This window comes from Neoroseomonas lacus (assembly GCF_014644535.1).
GTDB classification, from domain to species: domain Bacteria; phylum Pseudomonadota; class Alphaproteobacteria; order Acetobacterales; family Acetobacteraceae; genus Neoroseomonas; species Neoroseomonas lacus.
In genome coordinates, this window is the sequence record NZ_BMKW01000008.1 from 111243 (window position 1) to 135174 (window position 23932).

Below are 23932 nucleotides of genomic sequence, written 5' to 3' on the forward strand. Positions count from 1 at the left end.
CCGCCTGCATGCCTGACGCCGAAGCTCGCGCCCGCATTGACGCCGCCATCGATGAGGGCTTCGGCCGTCAGGTGGAATTCCTGCAGGAACTGGTGCGATTTCCCTCGTTGCGTGGCCACGAGGCGCCGCTGCAGGATTGGTTCGCCCGGCAGATGGCAGCCCGCGGCTATCCGGTGGACCGTTTTTCCATCGCCGATGTGCCGGCGCATCCCAAGATGGCGCCGATGGTCGGAGTCGACCCCGCCGGCTCGATGCAGGTCGTCGCCGCGCATCGCCCGGCCAATCCGACCGGGCGCAGCCTGATCCTGCAGGGCCATATCGACGTGGTGCCGGAAGGCCCGCACGAGATGTGGACCTACCCGCCCTACTCGGCGACGATCCGCGACGGCTGGATGTATGGCCGTGGCGCGCATGACATGAAGTCGGGCGTCGCCTGCATGGTCTTCGCCATGGATGCGATCCGCGCGGCCGGCTTCGAGCCCGCCGCCGATGTCTATGTCGAGACGGTGACGGAGGAGGAGAGCACCGGCAATGGCGCGCTCGCTGCCCTGCTGCGCGGCTATCGCGCCGAGGCCGCGCTGGTGCCCGAGCCGACCGGCCACACCATCACCCGCACCCAGACCGGCACCATCTGGTTCCGCCTGCGCGTGCGCGGCGTGCCGGTGCATGTTGCGGTCGCGCAGGACGGCACCAACGCCATCATGTCGGCCTATGCGCTGATCAACGCGCTTTACGCCCACACCAAGGTGCTGAACGAGGCGGCGAAGTCGAGCCCCTGGTACGCGGACATCAAGGACCCCATCAAGTTCAACCCCGGCATCATTCGCGGCGGCGACTGGGCATCGTCCACGCCGGCCTGGTGCGAGGTGGATTGCCGCATCGGCCTGGTGCCCGGCACCACGCCGGAACAGGCGATGGCCGGCATCGAGCAATGCGTGAAGGCGGCGGCGACGACCGACGGCTTCATGGCCAACAACCCGCCCGAGATCATCTGGACCGGCTTCCAGACCGACCCCTATGTGCTCGAACCCGGCAGCGAGGCGGAAGCCGTGCTCGCCGCCGCCCACGCCAGCGTGCATGGCGGGGAGATGCCGGCGCGCAAGACCACGGCGGTGAACGATGCGCGGTATTATGGGCTCTATTTCGGCTTCCCCGGACTCTGTTACGGTCCCAAGGGCGAAGTCGCCCACGGCTTCGACGAACGCACCTCGATCGAGGATCTCCGGACATGCACGAAGACGATTGCCGCCTTCATCGCCGAATGGTGCGGCCTGCGCCCGATCGGCTGACGCGCCGGGCCTTGCTGGGGGCGGCGGGGACGGTGCTCGCCGCGCCCGCCTTCGCGCAGGCCGACTGGCCGAACCGGGCGATCCGCCTGGTGGTGCCCTTCGCCCCCGGCGGGTCGTCCGACGTGCTGGCGCGGCTGATCCAGCCAGGCCTCGGCGCGGCGCTGGGGCAGTCGGTGGTGGTGGAGAACCGCTCCGGCGCGGGCTCGATGCTTGGCACCGAATACGTCGCGCGCTCGCCCTCCGATGGCTACACGCTGCTGCTCGCCGACCTGCCCTACGCCATCGTGCCGGCGCTGCAGGCGCGCATGCCCTATGACGTCGAGAAGGATCTGGTGCCGGTCGTCATGGTCGGCGTCGCGCCGCTGCTGATCTTCGGGCATCCCTCGCTGCCGGCGCGCAACGCGGCGGAATTCGCCGCCCTCGCGAGGGCGCAGCCCGGCCACTACACCTATGGCTCGGGCGGCGTCGGCGCAGCCTCGCACATGATGGGCGAGCTGTTCCAGGCCGCCACGGGCACGCAGTTGACGCATGTGCCCTATCGCGGCGGCGGGCCGGCCATCCAGGACCTTGCGGCGGGCAATCTGAACACCGTGTTCGTCACCGTGGCCTCGGCCGCGCCGCAGCTTTCCTCCGGGCAGATCACCGGGCTTGGCGTGATGGCGGCCGAGCGCATGCCCAGCCACCCCGACATCCCGACCTTCCGCGAACAGGGCATTGACCTCATCGCCGAACATTGGTGGGGGCTGCTCGCACCCGCGCGCACGCCGGAGGCGATCATCCAGAAGATCGCCGCGGCGATGCCCGGCGTCCTCGCGGCGACGGGGATGGCGCAGCGGCTCGACGCGCTCGCCGTCATCCCGCGAAGCGACGGGCCCGAGGCCTTCGGCCAACGCATCCGGCAGGACCTCGCGCGCTATGGCGAGATCGCCCGCACCCGGGGCATCACCGCGCAGTGACGCGCGAGGCCTTTCTCGGCAGCATTGCTGCCGATGCCGGGCTCGCCGCCGATTTCGCGGCGATCTGCGATACCGGCGGCAGGCTGCAGGGCACCGAGAGCGCGGCGCGCGGCTTCGCCATGATGGCCGAGCGCCTCGGCACGCTCGGCATGGTGCAGGACGACCCGGTGCCCTATGCCGGCTGGCGCTGCCACGAGGCGCGGCTGACCGACCTTGCGACAGGCCGCGACCTCGGCTGTGCGCCGCTGCTCGGTGCCGCCGCCACGCCACCGGAGGGGCTGGCGCTCGACACGCTGGATTGCGGCCGAGGCGCGCCCGGGGACTACGCCGCCGCCGCGGGACGCGTGGTGTTGGCGCGGCATGAATATCCGTTCTCGGCTGGCACGGTGCATCGGCGGGTGAAGCTCGCCGCAGCGCAGGAAGCGGGCGCGGCGGCCTTCCTGATCGTGCAGCCGGAGCCGGGCATTGGGCCGGTCTCTGGTTCATCCGGGCGTGCCGGCGGGGCGGGCATCCCTGCAATGGGCATTTCCGCCGAAGCCGGCGCGCTGCTGGCCGAAGGGCGGCGGGTGCAGCTGACGCTGCTTGGCCAGGACCATGCGGCGACGACGCCGACGCTGAGCCTCAGCCTGCCGGGGCGTGGGGAGGGGCAGGTGGTGCTCTCGGCGCATCTCGACGGCCATCCCTTGGGCGAGAGCGCCATCGACAACGCGACCGGCCTCGCCGCCGCGCTGTGCCTGGCGCGGGCGGCGGCACCCTTCGTCGCGGGCTGCCCGCGCGGGTTGTTGGTGTGCGTCTTCGGGGCGGAGGAATGGGCGCTGGCCGGCTCGAAAGCGTGGCTGGACAGGTTGTCGCCGGCGCGGCGGTCGCGCCTGGCGGTGAACATCAACCTCGATTCCATCGCGGGCGGCGCGTCGCTCACGGCGCTGACCAGCGGCTTCGCGCGGCTGGGGCCTTTCCTGCGCGATGCGGCGGCGTCCTGCGGGGCGGATCTGCGTACGCATCAACCGCTGATGAGCAATTCGGACCACGCGAACTTCGCCGCGCATGGCATCCCCGCCGCCCGGCTGTTGGCAGGCTTCGGCGAGCCTGACAGCGCGCTGCGCTATCTGCTGACGGCGGCGGACCGGCGCGCGATCGTGCCGCTGCCGCAGTTGCGGGCGGCGACCGTGACGGCGGGGGCGCTGCTGTGGGAGGCGCTCAACGCGCCGGACGATGTGATGATGCGACTGCGGGGCACCGTTTAGCCCAGGCGCCGGCGGCCCCTTTCCCGACGCGCCCGACAATGTTCTGCTGCGGCCGATCAATGATCCATCGGGGGAAACGCGGTTGTACGACTACATCATCGTCGGCGGGGGCTCTGCCGGCTCGGTGCTGGCCCATCGCCTGTCCGCACCTGGCGCCAACAAGGTGCTGCTGTGCGAGGCCGGCCCCGATACGCCGCCGGGCAAGGAGCCGGCGACCATCCTCGATACCTATCCGGGCCAGGCCTATTTCGACCCGCGCTTCCATTGGACCGAGCTGAAGGTCCGCACCCAGGTCGTCTCCCACAACAATCCGGGCGCCGACCGGCCGCCGCTGCGCAAGTATGAACAGGCGCGGGTGCTGGGCGGCGGGTCGTCGATCAACGGGCAGATGGCCAATCGCGGGGCGCCGCATGACTACGACGAATGGGCGGATAGGGGCGCGGCCGGCTGGAACTGGGATGCGGTGCTGCCGTATTTCAAGAAGGTCGAGCGCGACGTCGATTTCGACAATGAATGGCACGGCAAGTCCGGGCGCATTCCGGTGCGCCGCATCCCGGAACAGCATTGGTCGAAGCACGCCAAGGCGGCCGGCGAGGCGTTCAAACAGGCCGGCTACAAGTACCTGCCTGACCAGAACGGCGCGTTCGAGGACGGCTATTTCCCGCTGACGGTGAATCTCGGCGAGAATGCGCGCGTCTCGGCGGCGATCGGCTATCTCGATGCCGAGACGCGCAAGCGCGCCAACCTGACGATCTCGACCGAGACGCAGGTGATGGGGCTGATCATCGAAGGCACGCGCTGCGTCGGCATCCGCGCGCTCGTGAAAGGTCAGGAGCAGGAATTCCGCGGGCGGGAGGTGATCCTGTCCACCGGCGCGATCCATTCGCCGGCGCACCTCATGCGTGCGGGCATCGGCCCGGCGGCGCATCTGCGCGAACACGGCATCAGCGTCGTCGCGGACCTGCCGGGGGTGGGGCAGGGGCTGATGGACCACCCGGCGATCTCGCTATCCTGCTTCATCAAGCCGGAGGCGCGCATCGTCACCGAGGCGACGCGCCGGCACATGCTGCTGGGGCTACGCTTCTCCTCTGGGCTGGAGGGCGCTCCCGCCGGCGACATGTTCATGTCGGTCGCCAGCAAATCCGCCTGGCATGCCGTGGGCGAGCAGGTCGGCTCGATGCTGACCTGGGTGAACAAGACCTATTCGCAGCGTGGCCAGGTGCGGCTGGTGTCCACCGATTGGCGGCAGCACCCGGATGTCGAGTTCAACCTGCTGTCCGACCGGCGCGACCTCGACCGGCTGATGACAGGTTTCAAGCTGGCGGCGGCGCTGAACCTTTCCGCGCCGCTCGCCGCCGTCACCGCCGACCCGTTCCCCGCCTTCTATTCAGACCGGGTGCGGCGGATCGGCGTGGTGAACACCAAGAACCGCATCATCACCTCGATCATCGCGAAGTTCCTCGACGGGCCGGCGGCGCTGCGCCGCGCCTTCATCGACCGCTTCGTCATCGAAGGCTTCCGCTTCAAGGAAGTGATGGAAGATGACGACGCGCTGGAGGATTTCATCCGCAAGGGCACGATCGGCGTCTGGCATGCCTCCTGTTCCTGCCGCATGGGGTCCGACAGTGACCCGATGGCGGTGGTGGACCCGGCCGGCCGGGTGCGCGGCGTACAGGGGTTGCGGGTGGTCGATGCCTCTGTCTTCCCGGTCGTGCCCTCGGCAAACACCAATTTCCCGACGCTGATGACGGCGGAGAAGATGGCAGACGCGATCCTCGCCGGGACGGCGTGATACCAACGGTCGAGTTCTTCGACCGTTGGTATTGGCCTTGTCGTGCCCTCGGACGCCGGGCGAAAACCTCCGGCTTGGTTGGCTTTCGCCGGACGCCCGGCGGGCCGCATGCGCGGCCTAGGCACGAGTGAAAGCCTCGTGCCGTTGCTATGGGGCTGCCTACCCGGACCTGCTCGGGTCGGCGCATCTCCGGTCGCGCAAGGTTCGGATGCGCGCCGGGGAAGCCCGACTGCTCACGGCGCAGACACCCCTTGGCGCCCCGGGTCGCGCACGGGCATGCTGCGCGTGGGCCAGCCGGAGACACGGCGGCTTCACGTCTGGAACCTGGGAGACGATATTGATGACAAGCATACGCACCCGCCTGGCCGGCCTCGCCGCCGCCGCCATCCTGGTGGCGGCCGGGCAGGCCCTGGCGCAGGGGTCAGGGCCGGACACCTCGGCGACGATCCGCTCCCGCGGGCAATTGGTCTGCGGCGTGGCGGTGAATGCGCCGGGCTTTGCTCTGCCGGACAGCCGCGGCGAGTTCCATGGCCTTGATGTCGACACCTGTCGCGCCGTCGCCGCCGCCGTCCTGGGCGATGCGAACAAGGTACGCTTCGTGCCGAACACGACGGTGCAGCGCTTCCCAATGCTCCAATCGGGCGAACTCGACATCCTGGTGCGCAACACCACCTGGTCGATGGCGCGCGAGACGCAACTCGGCCTCGCCTTCGCCGGCATCAATTTCTACGACGGCCAGGGCTTCATGGTGCGCCGGAATTCCGGCGTCACATCGGCGGCGCAGCTGGATGGCGCCACGGTGTGCGTGCAGCCGGGCACCACCACGGAACTCAACCTGACCGACTATTTCCGCACCCACAACATGCGCTTCACCCCGGTGGTGATCGAGCAGGCGGAGGAAATCCGCGCCGCCTTCGTTGCCGGCCGTTGCGATGCCTATACCAACGACGCCTCATCGCTCGCTTCCTTCCGCGCGACGCGCACGACGGATGCGAACGACTTCGTCCTGCTGCCCGAGATCATCTCGAAGGAGCCGCTGGGCCCGGCGGTGCGCAAGGGCGACTGGCGCTTCTTCGACATCGTGCGCTGGACGCTGTTTGCGCAGATCGCCGCCGAGGAACTGGGCGTGACCAGCGCCAATGTCGAGGAAATGGCGCGCACCAGCACCAACCCCGACGTGCAGCGTCTTCTCGGGCGGACCGGCGATCTGGGTCAATCGATGGGTCTGTCGAATGACTGGGTGGTGAAGGTCATTCGCCAGGTCGGCAATTACGGCGAGATGTATGAGCGCAACATCACTCCGATCGGCATCCCGCGCGGGGTGAACAACCTGTGGAACCGTGGCGGGCTGCACTACGCGCCGCCGGTCCGCTGAGTGACGCGGCAGGGGCATCATTCGGTTGCCCCTGCCAAACGCCTTGGCCACCGCCGCACGGCCATGAGGCCAGCGCGAGCGGCGTCATCCTTCAGCCGGGCGGCGGCGCCACCGGCAGGGCGGCGCTGTAGGGTTCGATCCGGTAGCTGTCCTGCCGCATGATCGCGACCCGGGCGGTCGTGCCGAACCGGGTCGAACCATCGGGCGCGCGGCCGACGATGTAGCGCCACGCGGTGATCTGGCCTTCAGCGACAAGCCGGCGGGCGATGCGCTCGACCCCGGGCCCGGTGCCGAGGCTGTCGAGTTCAGCCTCAGTGAGGCCGATGATCACCTCGTCGCGCTGCGAGACGATCCTGAAGAGCTGCACCGCCGGGGTCTGTGCGCCGGCGGTCGATGCGAGACCGGCCAGCGGCAGCGATGCCGCCACGCGGCGGGGGATGGGGTGCATGGGCTTGGATCCTTGCGCTTGGGCGAGCCGGCAGCGCGGATCGCGCCACAGGCCACTGATTGACCGGCGCGCGGAGGATCGAAGGTCCTGATCGAATCAAAAAGGGCGGCAGATCACTCCGCCGCCCTTTCGGGTGAAAGATTTCAGGCTTCAGCCGACCGTCAGGCGCCGTTCCACGACCTGCTGCTTCATCGACTTCTGCAGCTTCTCGAAGGCCCGCACCTCGATCTGACGAACTCGCTCGCGGCTGATGTTGTACTGCTGCGAGAGTTCCTCAAGCGTGGTCGGCTCCTCCTTCAGGCGCCGTTCGATCAGGATGTGGCGTTCCCGTTCGTTGAGCGTCTTCAGCGCGCCGTTGAGCAGGTCGCGGCGGTTGGTCATGTCCTCCCGCTCGGCCAACTCGTTTTCCTGGCTTTCGCCGTCATCGACCAGCCAATCCTGCCACTCGCCCTCGCTGTCGGCGCGGACGGGGGCATTCAGGCTGTGGTCGGGGCTGGCGAGGCGCCGGTTCATCGACACCACGTCCTGGGTCGGCACCTGGAGAGCGTGGGCGATCTTCGCCACCTGCTCGTCCTTCAGGTCGCCTTCCTCGAGCGCGGACATCTTCGCCTTCAACCGACGCAGGTTGAAGAACAGCTTCTTCTGCGCCGCCGTGGTGCCCATTTTCACGAGCGACCAGGAATGCAGGATGTATTCTTGTATCGCGGCGCGGATCCACCACATGGCGTAGGTAGCCAGACGGAAGCCGCGTTCCGGATCGAAGCGCTTCACCGCCTGCATCATGCCCACGTTGCCTTCGGAGATCAGTTCCCCGACCGGCAGGCCGTAGCCGCGATAGCCCATGGCGATCTTCGCCACGAGACGCAGATGCGACGTGACGAGCTTGTGCGCCGCGGGTTCGTCGCCCTGTTCCTTCCACCGGCGGGCGAGGGCGAGTTCCTCCTCCGGTGCCAACATCGGAAACTTGCGGATGTCCTGCAGATAGCGCGACAGGTTCCCTTCGGTCGCCATCGGAATAGACATGCTGGAAGCCATAGTCTCTGCCTCCTTGACCGGGCGAACCCCCCGTGACGGCGGGGCCGCAGGCGGCCATTACTTGGTTATGTCGGCATCCTCGGGGCCCTGGCCCGAGCCGCCTGCCCCGGTCACGTCGGGGCAGGCCGATGCGGGCGCTTGTTTGGCACCCCTTGGAATCCGACCTGGGGTATTTTTACCGCGCGCCGTGGTGCGGCGCAAGAAAAACCGACTGCAATAGTCGGGTTACTGGCTGTTACCGTCCAGCAATGTGAGCAGGCTGGTGAGGTCGGCCGGTACAGGGCTTTCGAAGGATAGGGGCTGTTTGGTTACGGGATGCCGAAAGCCCAGTGTCGCGGCGTGCAGCGCCTGGCGTGGGAACGCCAGCAGGGCGTCGCGGGTTGCAGGCGGCAACAGCCTTGCCGAGGCCGGGGTGCGGCGCAGGTAGACCGGGTCGCCCACCAGTGGATGGCCGATATGGGCCATGTGGACGCGGATCTGATGCGTCCGCCCGGTCAGCAGGCGGCATTCGACCAGTGCGACCGCGGTGCCCCAGGCGCGCTTGACCTGGTAGCGTGTGGTGGCCGCCTTGCCGCCGCGCTCGACCACCGCCATGCGCTTGCGGTCGACCGGGTGGCGGCCGATCGAGGCCGAGACCTCCCCCTGCATCTCCGCCGGCAGGCCCCAGACGAGCGCCAGGTAGGCGCGCTCCAGGTCGCGCGCGGCAAAGGCTTCCGACAGGGTGCGGTGGGCGCGGTCGGTCTTGGCGACGACCATGACGCCCGAGGTGTCCTTGTCCAGCCGATGGACGATGCCCGGCCGCTTCTCGCCGCCGATGCCCGGCAGGTCGTCTCCCGCATGGGCGAGCAGCGCATTGACCAGCGTGCCATCGAGGTTGCCCGGCGCCGGATGCACGACGAGCCCCGCCGGCTTGTCGAGCACGATGAGGTCAGAATCCTCGAACATGATGGTCAGCGGGATGTCCTGCGCCTGCGGCGTCGCTGGCGTCGGCGGTGGCACATGCAGGCGGTACAGCGACCCGGCGCGCACCGATTCGGAGGGGTCCTTGATCAGGACGCCGTCACGGCTCGCCTGCCCGGCCTCGATCAATGCCTTGACGCGGGAGCGCGAGAGCGAACCTATCGCGTCCGCGAGGAAGCGGTCGGCGCGCATGCCGGCCGCCTCGGGCGGTGCCGTGATGTCGGTGTCGGTGGATTCGGGTGGCGAGGGGGATGATGTGGGTGCGCTCAAGGGCCTGGTAATCGGAATGGGGGTGCTGATCGTCGCCGGCACCGTGGCGCTCGCGGTGCTGCTCGTCCAGCGCCTTGGTGGGCCGGCGGCAGGCAACGCGGCGGCGTCGCTGTCTCTCGCACAGCCTGAGGGCGCGCGGATTGCCGGCGTCGCGGCCTCGGACAAGGCGATCTCGATCTGGGTGGCGCGGCCGGATGGCGAGCGAGTGATCCTGCTCGACCCCACCGGGGCGCGGCGGATCGGGGAGATTCGGTTGCGCGATTGACCGGCTGGCGCGATGACACACCACAAGCTCGAGCTGCCGGAGAAGACCTGCGAGGCCTGCGCGCGACCCTTCGCCTGGCGGCGGAAATGGGCGCAATCCTGGGCGGAGGTCCGGTACTGTTCGGATGCCTGCCGCACCTGGCGGCGGGGTGCTGTGCGTGAAAGAATGACAAAGCCGGAGAAGGGCGCTTGATCCCGGCGAAACAGGAGGCTAGAAGCGCGCCTCCGGCCAAGGTCCCCTTCGTCTAGAGGCCTAGGACACCGCCCTCTCACGGCGGTAACAGGGGTTCGAATCCCCTAGGGGACGCCAATAGAATCAAATGATTGGCTTCAAAATGGCGGTCCTTTGGACCGCCATTATGCGTTTTGGGGAGAAGGCGGCATCTCCTGCGCTCCCGCACGCCCGGACACCTCCGGGCAGCGATCTGTCAGCCGTATGTCGGTAGGATCTGCGCCGTGGTGGCCGCATTCTGGACCGCGTTGACCAGAGCCTCCAGCACCGCATCATGGTGACGGCCGGCGTGCCAGACCGCCCCCAGCTCCCGGCGCGGCGCAAGCCCGGCCAGTTGCCGCAGGACGAAACCGGCGCCGCCGGAGACCGCCGAGGCCGGTAGCACGCTGGGACCAAGACCCGCCTGCACCAGGGCAACGATGGCGCCGATGCCCTCCAACTCCGCCGTCACCCGCGGCATCAGCCCCAGGGCCGCGAAGGCCATGTCGACCGTGTCGCGCAGGCCGAAGCCCGGCGGCGGCAGCACCAGGCCCTCGGCCGCCAACGCGGCAAGTTCGAGCGCGGCGCCCTCGCGGGCCAAGCGGTGGTGCGGCGGCAGCACGGCGACAAAGACATCCTCCACCATCGGTCGCCAGACCAGGCGCGGGTCGGTCGGCGCCGTGCCGACAAAGCCCAGATGCTGCCGCCCATCGATGATCTCGGCCATGATCGGCTCTGAACGGAAGCCCAGCACCCGTAGCGGCACGCCCGGCCAATCACGCCGCCACCCCACCAGCGCCGTCGAGAACACACCCTCCAGCAGCGATTGCAGGACGCCGACGCACAAGGTCGGGTCGCGCCCGCCATCCAGCCGCTGCACCTCCTGACGCAGGAAAGCTGCCTCGGCCAGCAGGCGGCCGGCATGTTGGGCGAGGAAACGGCCGGCCTCGGTCAGTGTCACCGGCTGGCGGCCGCGGCGAACCAGCGGCGCACCGAATTCGGCCTCCAGCACCTGGATCTGCCGGGTCAGGGCGGGCTGCGACAGGCCCAGCAGCTCCGCCGCGCGACGGAAGCCTCCGGCCTCGCTGAGGGTCAGGAAGGAGCGTAGGCGCAGCAGGTTCATGGGCACCCCAGGCAATTTCGCGGCACGTTGACCGGCGCAGAGGCAAACGCTCGCCCGCACGCCTACCATTATGCATAAACATGATCACTTGATGCATACAGCATCATTGTTCGCATCATGCGGGCATCAGATCGTCGTTGCCTGTGGGCATGACCCCAGGGAGCCACTGATCAATGTCCTTCGCCTTTTCCCGTGCCGATACCGACCTGCTGCAGGGCGTCATCGACATGCACCTGCACACCATGCCCTGCCTGTTCGACCGCCCGCTCGACGACCTGGAGGCGGCGGAGCAGGCCCGCACCGCCGGCTATCGCGCCCTGGTGCTGAAAAGCATCTACGTCCCCAATGCCGACCGGGTCGAGCTGGTGCGCCGCGTGGTGCCGGGCATCGAGCTGTTCGGCAGCCTGGTGCTCAACCACAGCGTCGGCGGGCTGAACCCCGAAGCGGTGCGCACCGCTATCGGCTTCGGCATGAAGGTGATGTGGCTGCCCACCGTGCATGCCCAGCACCACGCCGACCATTTCGGCATGCCGACCTATCCCTGGCTGGCGCAGCGGCAAGGCACGCTGCCGCAAGTGCCGGTGCCCGGCATCCGGCTGGTCGACGCCGCCGGCGCGCTGAAGCCCGAGGTAGCCGAGATCCTGGCGATCGCCAAGGCCGCCGACATTGTCACCGGCACCGGCCATATCGCACTGGACGAGGTCCATGCCGTGGCTCGCGAAGCGCAGCGCATCGGCTACGGGAAGCTGGTGCAGACCCATGTCGGCTGGCACGCCACCGACTGGCCGCTGGAGGATCTGAAGGCGCTCGCCGATCTCGGCATGAAATTCGAGTTCTGCATCAACCCGACCATGCCGAACCGGCAGCAGCAGAGCACCCGCAAGCTGACCGACACGATCAGGGCGCTCGGCGTCGAACGCTGCTTCATCGCCACCGATCTCGGCCAGCACGACAACGCCCATCCGATCGAGGGCATGCGCATGTGGTTGCGCATCCTGCCGCTGCATGGATTCAGCCAGAACGAGGTGGACCACCTGGCGCGCCACCACCCAGCGGCGCTGCTCGGCCTGCCGGCGGTCGGCTGACCCATGCGGGTGCTGCGCCCGGAGCGGATGCTGGACGGCAATGGCAGCGCCCTAGCCGCCGGTAGCGCGCTGCTGCTGGACGGTGACCGGATTGCCGCCATCCTGCCGCCGGGTGCCGTGGTTCCGGCGGGCGCCATCGAACTGGCGCTGCCGCCGGACTGCACGTTGCTGCCCGGGCTGATCGACCTGCACGACTACCTCTCGGTCGATCCGGACAGGCCGGATCCGATGCGGCAGATGTTCTCATCGGACGTGGCGTTGCGGCGGTCCGTCGCGCAGCGGCATCTAAGGCGCGACCTGCTCTCGGGCGTCACCACCCAGCGCATTATGGGCGAGGGGGGCGGGCTTGATCGCGTCATCGCCGCCGAGTTGCGGGCCGGCGCCTTGGCCGGACCGATGCTCGTCCTCTCCGGAGCGCCGATCGCGCCGACCGGCAGCCACCAGCAACGCCCGACCGGCGGGTTGGACAGCGAAGCCGCGCTCTTGGGCGCAGTGGAGGACGCGGTGGCGGCGGGCCAGGGTTGGATCAAGTTGGTCGCCACCGGCGGGGTGAATGGCAGCGGCATCGGCCCGACCGACTGCGCCTATGCGCCCAAGCTGCTGCGCCGCGCGACGGAGGCGGCGCATGCCGCCGGGTTGCGTGTGGCCGTCGCGGCCCAGGGCGGGCCGGCGGTGCGCGCCGCGGCGGATGCCGGCGCCGAGACGCTGGAACATGGTGCGTTGTTGGACGCCGACGATGTCGCCGCCCTGGCCGCCAATGGCATGGCCTGGGTGGTCACGCCCGGACGTTTCCTGCGCGCCGACGGCATCCCGCTGGCGGCGGCGCGCAACCCCGAGGTGGCGCGGCGGCTGTCGCGCGTGCGCGCCGCCCTCGCATCGGCGGTGCCGCTCGCGGTGCGGCTCGGGGTGCGCTTGGGCCTTGGTGCCGACAACATGCATGGGCGCTTCGGCGATGATGTGGGGCAGTTGGCCGCTCTCGGCGCGCCGGCGGCGACTGCCATCGCCGCGGCCACGGGCAATGGCGCGGCGGTCCTCGGCCTGTCGGATCGCGGCTGGCTGCACCCGGGGCTGCGCGCGGACCTGCTGCTGGTCGACGGCGACCCGCTGCTGGCACCCGATGCGCTGCAACGGGTGCGCGGCGTATTCAATGGCGGCCGGTACTATACGCTGGCGGAGCTCGCCTGATGGCCGAGTGTTGCCATGGCCTCCTCATCCGCGACGATGCCGGCCCGCGCGCGGGCGCCCCAGGTGGCGCCCGCCATATGCGGCGTCAGCACGACGTTCGGCAGCGCCGCCAGCCGCGCCGGTACCTGCGGTTCGCCTTCCAGAACGTCGAGTCCAGCGGCGGCGATGACACGCTGTTCCAGCGCCTCGATCAGCGCCGCGGTATCGACCAGCTCGCCACGACCGATATTGATCAGCGTGCCGTCCGCGCCGAGCGCGGCGAGTTCCGCCGCACCGACGACATGACGCAGGCCAGGCCCGCCCGGCAGGCACAACGCCAACACGTCGGAAGCCTCCGCCAGGGCGCGCATGTCGGGCAGCAGCGGGAAGCCGAGCCCCTCGGCCGAGGGCCGCGCCAGCCCGACGACATGCATGCGCGCGGCGACGGCGCGACGGGCCACCGCCCGGCCGATGCGCCCGCCAAGCCCGGCAATGCCCATGGTGGCGCCGACCAGGCTGCGGCGCGGCGCGAAGCGCGCTGTCCGCCACGCCCCGCCGCGCGCGAATTCATCGGCTGCGCGCAGGTCGCGCATCGTCATCAGCGTCAGCGCCATGACAAGGTCGGCGACATCGTCGGTCAGCGTCTCGCCCACCGCCCGCAGCGCGATGCCACGCAGCGCGAGTGCTGGCAGGTCGATCCGATCAAGCCCTGCCCCCATCGAGATCACCTGCCGCAACCCGGGGAGCAGCGCCACCAGCGTCGCGTCGCAACCGCGCTGCGCGCCGGTGATCACCACGCGGATGGCGGCGCGCTGCGCCTCGGGCAGCACGGCGACGGCGGCGGCATCGGCGACGTCAAGCAACAGCCCGGCTTCGGCCAGGCGTGGATAGACCGTCCCCGGCAAGGCCGGGAAGGCGAGTACCGGAGGAAAAGCAATCATGGTGACTGAACTGGTCATGCAGAATCCTGTGGTGGGCACGGTGATATCGGCGCGGCGCGACCTGGCGGCGCTGTGCCGGTTGATGGCGCATTTCGGGCTCGATGACATCACCTCGACGCATCTGTCGGTGCTGGTGCCCGAACGGCCCGGGCATTACCTGCTGAATCCGTATGGCATGATGCTCGCCGAGGTGACACCCGGCGACGCCGTCGAAGTCGATGCGGATGGCACCATCGTCGATCCCGGCAATGGCTGGCCGCTGAACAAGACCGCCATCGTCATCCACGGCGCCGTGCATCGCGCGCGGCCTGAAGTCGGCGCCGCTATCCACGCCCATACCCATGCCGGAATTGCCGTCGGCGCGTTGCCCGAAGGGCTGCTGCCGATGAGCCAGTGGTCGATGAAATTCGTGGAGCGCACCGCCTATCACGACTATGACGGCGCGGCGCGCGCCGGCGGGCTGGGCGAGGCGATCGCGCAGGATCTCGGCGCGGCGAATGTCGTGATGCTGCTGCGCAATCACGGCACGTTGGCGGTCGGCGACGATGCCGCCGCCGCCTTCATCCGGCTGTACTACCTGGAGCAGGCCTGCAAGTCGCAGCTCATGCTCGGCGCGCGTGGTGCGGATGCGCTGATGCTGCCGCCGCCCGCCATGCAGAAGCGCGCCGGCTTCGAGCAGAACCAGGGCACGCTGGATCATCGGCGCGACTTCCTGCCGGTCGGCCATCGAGAATGGCCGGCGCTGCTGCGCCTGCTCGACCGCACCCAGCCGGGATGGGATGCATGAGCCTGTCCATCGGCATCGATATCGGCGGCACTTTCACGGATTTCGCGCTGGAATGGCAGCGCGGCGAGACGCTGCTGCGCCACACGCTGAAACTGCCGACGACGCCGCACGCGCCGGAACAGGCGGTGCTGGACGGCCTGCCGCAATTGCTCGGGGGGGTGGGCGCATTGCCGCGTGACGTGACGCGGCTGGTGCATGGCACGACGCTGGCGACCAATGCGTTGATCGAACGCCGCGGCGCCCGCACCGCCTTCCTGACCACCGATGGATTCCGCGATGTGCTGGCGACCGGCAATGAAAGTCGAGCCGCGCAGTACGAGCTGTTCTACCGCAAGCCGGCGCCCTTGGTGCCGCGCCGCTGGCGGCTGCCGGTGGGTGGGCGCATCGGTGCCGCCGGGCAGGAACTCGCGCCGCTGGATGAAGCCGCCATCACGCGCCATGCCGCCGAGATGGCCGCAGGCGGCATCGAGAGCATCGCGGTCGGCTATCTGCATGCCTATGCCGCGCCGGCGCAGGAACGGCGCACGCGGGATCTGCTGGGGGCGCTGCTGCCGGGCGTACCGGTCAGTCTGTCGAGCGAGGTCAGCCCCGAGATACGCGAATACGAACGCTTCTGCACTACCGTCGCCAATGCCTATGTGCAGCCCATCGTCAGCGCTTATCTGAAGCGACTGGAAGCCGGGCTGCGCGCGCAGGGCTTCACCGTGGCGATGTTGCTGATGCTCTCCTCCGGCGGGCTGGCGACGGTCGAGACGACGATGCGCTTCCCGGTGCGGCTGCTGGAAAGCGGCCCGGCCGGTGGCGCGGTGTTCGCCGCGCGCATCGCCCGCGACGCCGCGCTGCCGTGCGCGCTGGCCTTCGACATGGGCGGCACCACGGCGAAGCTGTGCCTGTTGGAAGACGGCGTGCCGCGCACCGATCGCGTCTTCGAGGTTGATCGCAGCTACCGCTTCGCCAAGGGCAGCGGCATGCCGGTGCGCGTGCCCGTGGTGGAACTGGTCGAGATCGGCGCCGGCGGCGGTTCCATCGCCCGCGTCGATGCCACCGGACGGCTGGCGGTCGGGCCGAAGAGCGCCGGGTCGGAGCCAGGCCCGGCCTGCTTTGGTCTTGGCGGAAACGCGCCGACGGTCAGCGATGCCAACCTGGTGCTGGGCCGGCTCGCCGCGGCGGGGTTCGCCGGCGGTCGCATGATGCTCGATGCCGGTGCGGCCGAGGCCGCCTTGCTGTCCCTGGCGCCGGAGCGCGCGGCGGAGGACCTCGCCATCGCGGTGACCGAGGTGGTGGAGGCCGGCATGGCCGCCGCGGCGCGCGTGCATGCCGCCGAACGTGGCGCGGGGCTCGAGGACCGCGTGCTCGTCGCCTTCGGCGGTGGCGCGCCGCTGCATGCGCTGCGGCTGGCGCGGCGGCTCGGCGTCGCGCGCGTCATCATCCCGCAAGGCGCCGGCGTCGGCTCGGCCTTCGGCTTTCTTTGGGCCAACCCATCCTATGAGGCCGTGCGCGGCTATCCCGGCAGCGTCGCAGCGCTCGATATGGCGGCGCTGGAGGCGGCGTTCCTGGCGCTGACGGCGGAGGCCAAGCGCGTCGTCACCCCGGCGCTGCCCGCCGCCGCGCCGTTGCAGATCCGTCGCAGTGCCCAACTGCGCTATCGCGGCCAGGGCCAGGAGGTGACGGTGCCCCTGCCGGTCGTGGCACCCGGCGCGGCGATGCTCGAAGCGGCATTCCTCGATGCCTACTCCGCGCAATACGGCGCACCGATTCCGGGCGTCGCGGTCGATCTGGTGGCGATTGCCGTCACCGTATCCGGGCTGCCCGAGGCATCGCGGCCGCCGCCATCGGCCACGTCGGTGGATACCCTGCCGGGCACAACCACACGCAGCCTGCGTGACCCCGACGACCATGCGCCGATCGCGTGCCGCGTGCTGCGGCGTGATGCGCTGATGCCAGATGCGGTCGCCAGCGGGCCGCTGCTGGTCGTGGAAGACGCCACGACCACCGTCATTCCCGCCGGCTGCACGCTACATGTCGATCCGCGCGGCCATCTGGTGATCGACCTGCCTGCCGCCTTGCCCGGGATGCTGGCCGCATGATCGCTGACCTCGCCACGCAACTCACCTGGGACCGGCTGATCGCGCTGGCCGAGGAACAGGCGCAGGCGCTGCTGCGCTCCGCCTTCTCGACGACGGTGCGCGAGGCCGGCGACCTCTCGGCCGGCATTTTCGATCCGCGCGGCAGGATGCTGGCGCAGGCCGTCACCGGCACGCCCGGCCACGTCAATTCCATGGCCGAGAGCATCCGCCATTTCATCGCCGCCCACCCTATCGAGGCGATGCGCGCGGGCGACCATTACATCAGCAATGATCCGTGGCTGACCTCGGGGCATCTGCACGACATCACCGTGGTCACGCCGGCCTTCCATCAGGGGCGTTGCGTCGCGTTGTTCGCCTGCGCCTGCCATCAGGTCGATATCGGCGGCCTTGGTCAGGGCCCCGATGGGCGCAGCATCTTCGAGGAAGGCATCCGCCTGCCGATCCTGCGCCTGGCGCGCGATGGCGCCTTCGACCCGACGCTGCTCGCCATCCTGCGCGCCAATGTCCGCCGTCCCTTCGAGGTTGAAGGCGATATCCGGTCCTACTGCGCGGCCAATGCCGCCTCGGCGCGGGCGCTGGCGGCGATGCTGGCGCAGCAAGGCATGGCGGATCTGGAGGCGCTGGGCGAGGAGATCCTGACGCGCTCCCATCGCGCGACGCTTGCCGCCATCGCCGCGCTGCCGCGCGGCAGCTGGTCATCGCGGTTAAGGCTCGATGGCGTCGCCGGCCGCGCCATCGAACTTGCTTGCCGCGTCAGCATCGTTGCCGACGAGGTGCTGGTGGATTTCGCCGGCACGTCCGCCGCGGTGCCGCGCGGGGTGAATGTCGTGCTGCCCTATACCCGCGCCTATGCGGCCTTCGGCGTGAAGACCGTCGTCGCGCCCGATGTGCCGAACAATGCCGGCTCGCTGGCGCCGATCCGCGTCGAGGCGCCCGCCGGCAGCGTGCTGAACGCGCAGGACCCGGCGCCGGTCGCGGCCCGGCATGTCGTCGGTCAATTCCTGCCCGATGCCGTGTTCGCCTGCCTGGCGCAGGCGATGCCGCAACGCGTGCCGGCGGCCGGCTCCTCCGTGCTGTGGACGGTGCAACTGCGCGGCGGGCCGGAAGTGGTCGATGCCGAGGGGCATCAGGGCCGCACCAGCTTCGAGACAGTGTTCTTCAACAGCGGCGGCACCGGCGCGCGGCCCGGCATGGACGGGCTCGACGGCACCGCCTTCCCGGCCGGCGTCAAGGCGGTGCCGATCGAGGTGGTGGAGGCCAATGCGCCCATCATCGTCTGGCGCAAGGAACTCCGTCCGGGTTCGGGCGGGCTTGGCGAGTTTCGCGGCGGGCACGGGCAAGTCGTCGAGGTCGCGGCACTGGCCACGGACGAACCGATCGCCGTGCTGGCGATGTTCGAGCGCTGCGACAACCCCGCCGATGGCGCGGCCGGTGGCCAAGCCGGCGCCGCGGGGGCGGTGCGGCTGTCCTCCGGCGCCACGCTGGCCGGCAAGGGGCTGCAGACCGTGCCGGCCGGCCAGCGCCTGGTGCTGGAACTGCCCGGCGGCGGCGGCTGGGGCAACCCCGCCGCACGTCAGGCGGGCGGCGCGGAGGCCGATGATGGCCTCGACTGACCCGCTATTCCGCCAGATCGGCGTTCCACAGGTCGGTGATCGCCATCGCGCCGGGGTAATGCGTGATGGCGAACGGCAACTTCGCCGCGCGCAGGGCGCTTTCCGGCGTGACGCCGCAGGCCCAGAACACCGGCAGTTCGTCGGCCTCGGGCAGCAGCGCGTCGCCGCCGTCGCGCCGCTCGAGATCGACGCCGATCAGGCCCGGCAACCCCAGATGCAGCGGCGCGCCATGGACGCGCGGAAAGCGGCTGGTGATCTGCACTGCGCGGATCGCATCGGCGGGGCGCAGCGGCCGCATCGAGACGATCACCTCGCCGGCGAACGGCCCGGCCGGCACGCAGGGGATGGTGGTGCGATAGATCGGCGGGTTGCTGCCGCTGGCCCAGTGGCGCAGCACCAGGCCGGCCTGGCCGAGCGCCCATTCGAAGGAATAGGAGCAGCCGAGCAGGAAGCCCACCAGGTCGTCGCGCCACAGCGCCGCGACGTCGATCGGTTCCTCGGCGGCGGCGCCGTCGCGCCAGACGCGGTAGCGCGGCAGGTCGGTGGCGAGGTCGACGCCATGCAGCACACGCTCGCCCGGCGCGCCCATGGCGAGCACCGGGCAGGCGCGCGGGTTGCGCTGGCAGAAGGCGGCGAAGTCGAGCGCCGCGGCTGCCGGCAATGCGACGAGATTGGCCTGCACGCGGCCGGGTGCGAGCCGCGCGGTGCTGCGCGGCGACCACCCCGCGCGGAATGCCGCGCGGAGTTCGACGGGATCGTCGGAGACGATGTCCATGATGGCAGCTCAATCCACCTTGGCGCCGCTGTCCTGCACCGCCTGGCGCCACCGGGCGCGTTCGGTGGCCAGGAAGGGTTCCATCGCGTCGCCCTCGATCGCCATATAGGCGGCGGCGTTGCGGTCGAGCACGGCGACGAAGGCCGGGTCGCGGCACAGCGCGGCGAGTTCCGTGCGCCAGCGCTGCTGCGCAGCGGCTGGCATGCCGGCGGGGGCGAACATCGCGTACCAGGACGGCACGTCGAAGCCAGGCACGCCGGCCTCGGCAAGGGTGGGGACTTCCGGCAGCGCGGCGATGCGCGTCGCGGTGCTGACGCCGAGCGGCTTCAGCGTGCCGGCGCGGATCTGCTGCGCGGCGCTGGGCGCGCCGTCGAACATCATGGCGATGTCGCCGCTCATCAGCGCGGCCGCCGCGGGGCCCGAGCCGCGATAGGGCACGTGCAGCAGCTCGATGCCGCCGGCTGCCCGTTTGAGAAGCTCCATGGTCAGGTGAGTGACCGATCCCGCGCCATTCGAGCCATAGGCCAGGCTGTCAGGGTTGGCGCGCGCGGCGGCGAGCATGGCGCGCAGGTCGGCGAAGTCGTGCTTGGCGGGATTGATCATCAACACATTGGCGATGCCGATGAACATGCCGAGCGGCACGAGGTCCTTCGCGGGGTCGAAGCGCAACTGGCTGTAGAGCGCCTGGTTGATCGCATTGCTCGACATGCCGCCGAAGAAGATCGTGAGGCCATCCGCCGGCGCGCGCGCCGCGGCTTCCGCGCCGAGATTGCCGCCGGCACCCGGACGCGGCTCGACAATCACCGAGACGCCCAGGCTGGCGGTGAGCCGCTCCGCGGCGCTGCGCGCCAGCAGGTCGGAGGCCCCGCCGGCGGCGAAGGGAATGATGATGCGCACAGGCCGATCGGGGGTCCATGGCGCCTGCGCGCGGGCGATTGCCGGTGTGGCGAGGCCGGCGGCGAGCAGGACGCGCCGGTTGATGTGTGGTGTCGTCATCGTCGGGTAAGCCTTTTCTCGATGTCTGGCGAATTGGAAGCAATATGCGTTCCAATTCGACGACGACGATGAAGAATAAGTCGATACCCTTAAATGAAGATCGAGCAGTCAATGCATTGGAGATGTTCCGATGAATGATCAATCGTGCGTCGAATACATCGAGAGATTCAGGGAGAATGGCTTTGTCCTGATCCCCGATCTGGTGCCGCCGGACGATCTTGGCGCGCTGGTCGCGGTCACGGACCGGCTGATGGATGGCGCTCGCCACACCGACAGCCATACCGATGTCCTGGAACTTGACACTGGCCATCGCCGCGAGGCGCCGCGCATCCGTCGGATCAAGACGCCGCACAGCGCCGACCCGCTGTTCTTCGACTTCGCCCGCAGCGCGCCGTTGATGCAGCTGGTCTCCGCCATCGTCGGCCCCGACATTCGGCTGAGCCACAGCAAGATCAACACCAAGGCCGGCGACAATGGCAGCCCGATCGAGTGGCACCAGGACTGGGCCTTCGCGCCGCACACCAACATGGACATGTGCATCGTCGCGGTGATGCTCGACGATTGCCTGGCCGATAACGGGCCGCTGATGGTCATGCCCGGCAGCCATCGCGGCCCGCTGCTCGAACATCATGACGGCGATGGCTACTTTGTTGGTGCCATCGACATCGCGCGCGATGGCGTTGACCTCGACCAGGCGGTGCCGTTGATCGGCCGCGCCGGGTCGATCAGCATCCATCATCCGATGGCGATCCATGGTTCCGCGCCGAACCGCAGCGGGCGCATGCGGCGCATGATGTTCCTGGAGTACGCCGCGGCCGATGCCTTCCCGCTGTTCTATGGCGTGGATTGGGCGGAATACATGGACCGCATGGTCGCCGGCCGCGGCACCAGCCTGGTGCGCAGCGAACCGGTATTCATCAAGCAACCCTTCCCGACCCGCGCGCCCGGCTCGATCTTCGAAAGCCAGAGCCAGCTGCGGTCGCGCTACTTCGCCACGGCGGATCAGTCTTGAGCGTCGTCGGCGATCGCGTCGCCTTCATCACCGGTGCCGGGTCCGGCACCGGGCAGGCCATCGCGCGCATGCTGGCCGAGGATGGCTACAGCCTGGTGCTGGTCGGCCGCAACCGGGCGGCGCTGACCGACGTCGGCGCAACGCTCGCCACGCCTTGGCTGCTGGCGGAAGCCGACCTGGCCGATGCCGCGGCAACCGGGGCGGCGATGGCCGCCGGGCTCGACTGGTGCGGCGGGCGCATCGATGCGCTGGTCAATGCGGCCGGCATCACCGGGCCTTTGGGCAAGCCGCTCGGCGAGATCAGCGTCGCTGAATTCGACGCTGTCATCGCCGTCAACCTGCGGGCCTGCTTCGTCACGCTCTCGGCGGCGCTGCCGGCGATGTATCGGCGCAAGTCGGGTCGCGTGGTGTCGATCGGCGGCACGCATGGCCAGCGCGGTCGGCCGGGCAGGGCGAGCTACGTCGCGTCGAAATGGGCGCTGCGCGGCCTGCACCGCTCCGCCGCCATCGAGGCCGGCCCGCACGGCGTCACCGTCAACCTGGTGATGCCCGGGCCGATTGGCGTGCCCCGCATGCAGGGCCTCTGGCGTGCCGAAGCCGCGGCGACCGGCCGGGCCGAGGCCGAGGTCATCGCCGGCTACACCGAACGGATGGGCGGCGTGCTCGGCCGCATCAGCACCCCCGAGGAGATCGCCGGCGTCGTGCGATTCCTGCTCAGCGACGTGGCCACGAACATCACGGGCCAGGACATCACCATCGATGGAGGGACCATTCTGTGATCCGCAACGACCGAACCATCCTGTCGCGCCTCGCGCTCATCGCCTGCCTGGCCGCCACGGCACTGGCGCCAGCGGCGGCTGATGCGCGCAGCTTCACGGTCGGCCAGGCGGTCGCGGTGCAGACCTTCGACCCGCATGGCACCACCGAGACCAACACGCTCGGCGTCATCATGAATGTCTATGAGGCGCTGGTGCGTCGCAATCGCGAGATGCGAATCGAACCGGGCCTCGCCACCGCCTGGCAACTGGTCGAACCGACGCGCTGGCGCTTCACCCTGCGCCAGGGCGTGGTGTTCCAGGATGGCACGCCGCTGACCATCGCGGACGTCGTCTTCTCGCTGCAGCGCGCCCAGGCCGAGACCTCCGACGCGCGGCCGGCGGTGCGCAGCATCGAGCGCATCGAACAGATCGACGACAACACCTTCGACATCGTCACCCGCGCACCCAATCCCGTGCTGCTCGCCGAGATATGCAACTTCTACATCATGAACAAGGCGTGGTCGGAGGCGCACCAGGCGACCAGCCCCTACACGCCGACGCGCCGCGCCGGCACCGAGAACTTCGCCACGCGCCACGCCAACGGCACCGGCCCGTATCGGTTGGTCAGCTATGAGGCGGGCCAGCAGGTGAAGCTGGAACGGCATGCGCGTTGGTGGGATCACGCGACGAATGACCTGACCGAGGTCACCTTCGCACCGATCGGTTCCGATGCCACGCGCCTGGCGGCCCTGCTGTCCGGCGATGTCGACCTGATCAATCCAATCCCCGAGCAGGCCGCGGCCCAGGTCAGTGCCAATCCGGCCTTTCGCGTCGTACGCGGCGCCCGGCCGGCGGTGATGTTCCTTGGTATCAACCAGAGCGGCGATCATCCCTTTGCCGATCTGCGCGTGCGTCAGGCGATGTTTGCCGCGATCGACGGTGTCGCGTTGCGCCGCGTGGTGATGCGCGGTTCGGCGCAGCAGGCCGGGTCGATGATCCCGGAGGGGGTCGAGGGCTTCGCGCCGGAGATGGATCGCCACCCGGCGCCCGATCTCGCCGCCGCCCGGCGGCTGATGCAGGAGGCCGGATACGCGCAAGGCTTCGACGTCGCGCTGAACTGCACGAATGACCAGTATCCGCAGGACGAGGCGGTGTGCACGGCGCTTGCGCCGATGCTGGCGCGCATCGGCATTCGGATGACGGCGCAGCCGGAATCCCGCTCGCGCTTCTTCCCGCGCATCACGGGCGGCGATACGCGGTTCTATCTGATGGCCTGGTACGCGCCGACCTTCGACGCCCATCACATCCTGTGGAACACGCTGCAGACGAAGGGCGGCGGGAACGGGTCTTGGAACGCGACGGGTTGGTCGAATGCCGAGTTCGACGCGCTGGTCGGGCGCATCGGCGTCGAGATGGACCCGGCGACGCGACGCGGGCTGATCGCCGAGGCGAACAGGATCGAGCGGGAGAACATGGTCTATCTGCCACTGTACCAGTTGACCCTCGCCTGGGGCGCGCGCGCGGGGGTCGATGTGGTGCTGCGGCCTGACAACCGGCTCGACCTGCGCTTCGTGTCGGTACGATAAGGCGAGCACCGCGAGCCGCCCCGGTTGGCGTCCAACCGGACGTGCCAGCCGGGCTGGCTGCCAATGGGGTTCATCCCCTGGGCACGATCTGGCAGTGCGACGGCCGCGGCACTCGCGCCTACATGCCGCGACGCTATTCGCCGCCGGTGACGCGTGGGGAT

At 69.6% G+C, this 23932-nt stretch carries 22 protein-coding genes and 1 tRNA gene; 16 read left to right on the forward strand and 7 right to left on the reverse strand.

Annotation, left to right across the window (positions count from 1 at the left end):
* Positions 1-8: 8 nt before the first annotated feature.
* The 5 genes from IEY36_RS16535 to IEY36_RS16555 all read left to right on the forward strand — a co-directional run bounded on the left by IEY36_RS16535 (position 9) and on the right by IEY36_RS16555 (position 6656).
* On the forward strand, positions 9-1289 hold the full coding sequence (locus IEY36_RS16535) for an ArgE/DapE family deacylase (RefSeq protein WP_188968596.1): 1281 nt from the start codon (positions 9-11) through the stop codon (positions 1287-1289).
* Positions 1229-2245, forward strand: a complete 1017-nt coding sequence (locus IEY36_RS16540) for a Bug family tripartite tricarboxylate transporter substrate binding protein (protein ID WP_188968598.1) — start codon at positions 1229-1231, stop codon at positions 2243-2245. Before IEY36_RS16535 ends, IEY36_RS16540 begins: the two co-directional genes overlap by 61 nt.
* The gene (locus tag IEY36_RS16545; protein WP_188968600.1) at positions 2242-3489 is read left to right on the forward strand and encodes a M28 family metallopeptidase; all 1248 of its coding nucleotides are present in this window, start codon (positions 2242-2244) and stop codon (positions 3487-3489) included. Before IEY36_RS16540 ends, IEY36_RS16545 begins: the two co-directional genes overlap by 4 nt.
* 82 nt (positions 3490-3571) lie before the next feature.
* Complete coding sequence (locus IEY36_RS16550; RefSeq protein ID WP_188968602.1) at positions 3572-5281, forward strand: GMC family oxidoreductase; 1710 nt, start codon at positions 3572-3574, stop codon at positions 5279-5281.
* Positions 5282-5621: 340 nt separating this feature from the next.
* Complete coding sequence (locus IEY36_RS16555) at positions 5622-6656, forward strand: amino acid ABC transporter substrate-binding protein (RefSeq protein ID WP_188968604.1); 1035 nt, start codon at positions 5622-5624, stop codon at positions 6654-6656.
* A gap of 91 nt (positions 6657-6747) precedes the next feature.
* Here IEY36_RS16555 and IEY36_RS16560 read toward each other — a convergent pair whose 3' ends face one another.
* From IEY36_RS16560 to IEY36_RS16570, 3 genes are all read right to left on the reverse strand, one after another.
* A complete protein-coding gene (locus IEY36_RS16560; RefSeq protein ID WP_188968606.1) occupies positions 6748-7104 on the reverse strand; it encodes a hypothetical protein in 357 nt (118 codons plus the stop codon).
* A 150-nt stretch (positions 7105-7254) separates the two neighbouring features.
* Complete coding sequence (rpoH, locus tag IEY36_RS16565) at positions 7255-8139, reverse strand: RNA polymerase sigma factor RpoH (protein WP_188968608.1); 885 nt, start codon at positions 8137-8139, stop codon at positions 7255-7257.
* A 225-nt stretch (positions 8140-8364) separates the two neighbouring features.
* Positions 8365-9291 (reverse strand): RluA family pseudouridine synthase, encoded by a 927-nt coding sequence (locus IEY36_RS16570; RefSeq protein WP_188968610.1) that lies wholly within the window; start codon positions 9289-9291, stop codon positions 8365-8367.
* Between IEY36_RS16570 and IEY36_RS16575 the strand changes: the two genes are divergently transcribed.
* The 3 genes from IEY36_RS16575 to IEY36_RS16585 all read left to right on the forward strand — a co-directional run bounded on the left by IEY36_RS16575 (position 9290) and on the right by IEY36_RS16585 (position 9943).
* On the forward strand, positions 9290-9634 hold the full coding sequence (locus tag IEY36_RS16575; protein WP_229681368.1) for a DUF6476 family protein: 345 nt from the start codon (positions 9290-9292) through the stop codon (positions 9632-9634). The genes IEY36_RS16570 and IEY36_RS16575 overlap by 2 nt on opposite strands.
* Before the next feature lie 12 nt (positions 9635-9646).
* The gene (locus IEY36_RS16580) at positions 9647-9826 is read left to right on the forward strand and encodes a DUF2256 domain-containing protein (RefSeq protein ID WP_188968612.1); all 180 of its coding nucleotides are present in this window, start codon (positions 9647-9649) and stop codon (positions 9824-9826) included.
* Between the two features lie 41 nt (positions 9827-9867).
* Positions 9868-9943: transfer RNA gene (locus tag IEY36_RS16585), tRNA-Glu, on the forward strand.
* Between the two features lie 118 nt (positions 9944-10061).
* On the opposite strand, the gene IEY36_RS16590 is transcribed toward IEY36_RS16585, so the two are convergent.
* Positions 10062-10967: a LysR family transcriptional regulator gene (locus IEY36_RS16590; RefSeq protein ID WP_188968615.1), complete on the reverse strand. Its 906-nt coding sequence runs from the start codon at positions 10965-10967 to the stop codon at positions 10062-10064.
* Between the two features lie 173 nt (positions 10968-11140).
* On the opposite strand from IEY36_RS16590, the gene IEY36_RS16595 reads away from it, so the two are divergent.
* The gene (locus IEY36_RS16595; RefSeq protein ID WP_188968617.1) at positions 11141-12052 is read left to right on the forward strand and encodes a DUF6282 family protein; all 912 of its coding nucleotides are present in this window, start codon (positions 11141-11143) and stop codon (positions 12050-12052) included.
* A 3-nt stretch (positions 12053-12055) separates the two neighbouring features.
* Positions 12056-13237: an amidohydrolase family protein gene (locus tag IEY36_RS16600; RefSeq protein ID WP_188968619.1), complete on the forward strand. Its 1182-nt coding sequence runs from the start codon at positions 12056-12058 to the stop codon at positions 13235-13237.
* On the opposite strand, the gene IEY36_RS16605 is transcribed toward IEY36_RS16600, so the two are convergent.
* Complete coding sequence (locus tag IEY36_RS16605) at positions 13213-14175, reverse strand: NAD(P)-dependent oxidoreductase (RefSeq protein WP_229681369.1); 963 nt, start codon at positions 14173-14175, stop codon at positions 13213-13215. The genes IEY36_RS16600 and IEY36_RS16605 overlap by 25 nt on opposite strands.
* Between IEY36_RS16605 and IEY36_RS16610 the strand changes: the two genes are divergently transcribed.
* Genes IEY36_RS16610 through IEY36_RS16620 form a run of 3 tightly spaced genes read left to right on the forward strand, consistent with a single transcriptional unit; the run spans position 14156 to position 18644 of the window.
* Entirely contained in the window at positions 14156-14944 is a 789-nt protein-coding gene (locus IEY36_RS16610) for a class II aldolase/adducin family protein (protein WP_188968621.1), read from the forward strand. The two genes, IEY36_RS16605 and IEY36_RS16610, sit on opposite strands and share 20 nt — an antisense overlap.
* Positions 14941-17031, forward strand: a complete 2091-nt coding sequence (locus IEY36_RS16615; RefSeq protein WP_188968623.1) for a hydantoinase/oxoprolinase family protein — start codon at positions 14941-14943, stop codon at positions 17029-17031. Before IEY36_RS16610 ends, IEY36_RS16615 begins: the two co-directional genes overlap by 4 nt.
* Entirely contained in the window at positions 17028-18644 is a 1617-nt protein-coding gene (locus IEY36_RS16620) for a hydantoinase B/oxoprolinase family protein (protein WP_188968625.1), read from the forward strand. Before IEY36_RS16615 ends, IEY36_RS16620 begins: the two co-directional genes overlap by 4 nt.
* A gap of 4 nt (positions 18645-18648) precedes the next feature.
* Here the strand turns inward: IEY36_RS16620 and IEY36_RS16625 are convergent, their stop codons facing one another.
* Both IEY36_RS16625 and IEY36_RS16630 read right to left on the reverse strand, forming a co-directional pair.
* A complete protein-coding gene (locus IEY36_RS16625; protein ID WP_188968627.1) occupies positions 18649-19419 on the reverse strand; it encodes a putative hydro-lyase in 771 nt (256 codons plus the stop codon).
* Positions 19420-19428: 9 nt separating this feature from the next.
* A complete protein-coding gene (locus IEY36_RS16630) occupies positions 19429-20415 on the reverse strand; it encodes a Bug family tripartite tricarboxylate transporter substrate binding protein (protein WP_188968629.1) in 987 nt (328 codons plus the stop codon).
* A gap of 130 nt (positions 20416-20545) precedes the next feature.
* Between IEY36_RS16630 and IEY36_RS16635 the strand changes: the two genes are divergently transcribed.
* Genes IEY36_RS16635 through IEY36_RS16645 form a run of 3 tightly spaced genes read left to right on the forward strand, consistent with a single transcriptional unit; the run spans position 20546 to position 23771 of the window.
* Positions 20546-21427, forward strand: coding sequence for a phytanoyl-CoA dioxygenase family protein (locus tag IEY36_RS16635; protein WP_188968631.1), 882 nt, complete (start codon positions 20546-20548; stop codon positions 21425-21427).
* Positions 21424-22206: an SDR family NAD(P)-dependent oxidoreductase gene (locus IEY36_RS16640; protein WP_188968633.1), complete on the forward strand. Its 783-nt coding sequence runs from the start codon at positions 21424-21426 to the stop codon at positions 22204-22206. The genes IEY36_RS16635 and IEY36_RS16640 overlap by 4 nt, the downstream gene beginning before the upstream one ends.
* Positions 22203-23771, forward strand: coding sequence for an ABC transporter substrate-binding protein (locus tag IEY36_RS16645; protein WP_188968634.1), 1569 nt, complete (start codon positions 22203-22205; stop codon positions 23769-23771). The genes IEY36_RS16640 and IEY36_RS16645 overlap by 4 nt, the downstream gene beginning before the upstream one ends.
* Positions 23772-23932 lie beyond the last annotated feature (161 nt).

What these genes read in the sequence shown, in the direction of transcription:
- IEY36_RS16615 (WP_188968623.1), top strand. Translation starts at nt 14,941, where the DNA reads ATGAGCCTGTCCATCGGCATCGATATCGGCGGCACTTTCACGGATTTC.
- IEY36_RS16630 (WP_188968629.1), bottom strand. Translation starts at nt 20,415, where the DNA reads ATGACGACACCACACATCAACCGGCGCGTCCTGCTCGCCGCCGGCCTC.
- IEY36_RS16590 (WP_188968615.1), bottom strand. Translation starts at nt 10,967, where the DNA reads ATGAACCTGCTGCGCCTACGCTCCTTCCTGACCCTCAGCGAGGCCGGA.
- IEY36_RS16535 (WP_188968596.1), top strand. Translation starts at nt 9, where the DNA reads ATGCCTGACGCCGAAGCTCGCGCCCGCATTGACGCCGCCATCGATGAG.
- IEY36_RS16560 (WP_188968606.1), bottom strand. Translation starts at nt 7,104, where the DNA reads ATGCACCCCATCCCCCGCCGCGTGGCGGCATCGCTGCCGCTGGCCGGT.
- rpoH (WP_188968608.1), bottom strand. Translation starts at nt 8,139, where the DNA reads ATGGCTTCCAGCATGTCTATTCCGATGGCGACCGAAGGGAACCTGTCG.
- IEY36_RS16625 (WP_188968627.1), bottom strand. Translation starts at nt 19,419, where the DNA reads ATGGACATCGTCTCCGACGATCCCGTCGAACTCCGCGCGGCATTCCGC.
- IEY36_RS16570 (WP_188968610.1), bottom strand. Translation starts at nt 9,291, where the DNA reads ATGCGCGCCGACCGCTTCCTCGCGGACGCGATAGGTTCGCTCTCGCGC.
- IEY36_RS16595 (WP_188968617.1), top strand. Translation starts at nt 11,141, where the DNA reads ATGTCCTTCGCCTTTTCCCGTGCCGATACCGACCTGCTGCAGGGCGTC.
- IEY36_RS16540 (WP_188968598.1), top strand. Translation starts at nt 1,229, where the DNA reads ATGCACGAAGACGATTGCCGCCTTCATCGCCGAATGGTGCGGCCTGCG.
- IEY36_RS16580 (WP_188968612.1), top strand. Translation starts at nt 9,647, where the DNA reads ATGACACACCACAAGCTCGAGCTGCCGGAGAAGACCTGCGAGGCCTGC.
- IEY36_RS16555 (WP_188968604.1), top strand. Translation starts at nt 5,622, where the DNA reads ATGACAAGCATACGCACCCGCCTGGCCGGCCTCGCCGCCGCCGCCATC.
- IEY36_RS16620 (WP_188968625.1), top strand. Translation starts at nt 17,028, where the DNA reads ATGATCGCTGACCTCGCCACGCAACTCACCTGGGACCGGCTGATCGCG.
- IEY36_RS16575 (WP_229681368.1), top strand. Translation starts at nt 9,290, where the DNA reads ATGCCGGCCGCCTCGGGCGGTGCCGTGATGTCGGTGTCGGTGGATTCG.
- IEY36_RS16605 (WP_229681369.1), bottom strand. Translation starts at nt 14,175, where the DNA reads ATGACCAGTTCAGTCACCATGATTGCTTTTCCTCCGGTACTCGCCTTC.
- IEY36_RS16600 (WP_188968619.1), top strand. Translation starts at nt 12,056, where the DNA reads ATGCGGGTGCTGCGCCCGGAGCGGATGCTGGACGGCAATGGCAGCGCC.
- IEY36_RS16635 (WP_188968631.1), top strand. Translation starts at nt 20,546, where the DNA reads ATGAATGATCAATCGTGCGTCGAATACATCGAGAGATTCAGGGAGAAT.
- IEY36_RS16610 (WP_188968621.1), top strand. Translation starts at nt 14,156, where the DNA reads ATGGTGACTGAACTGGTCATGCAGAATCCTGTGGTGGGCACGGTGATA.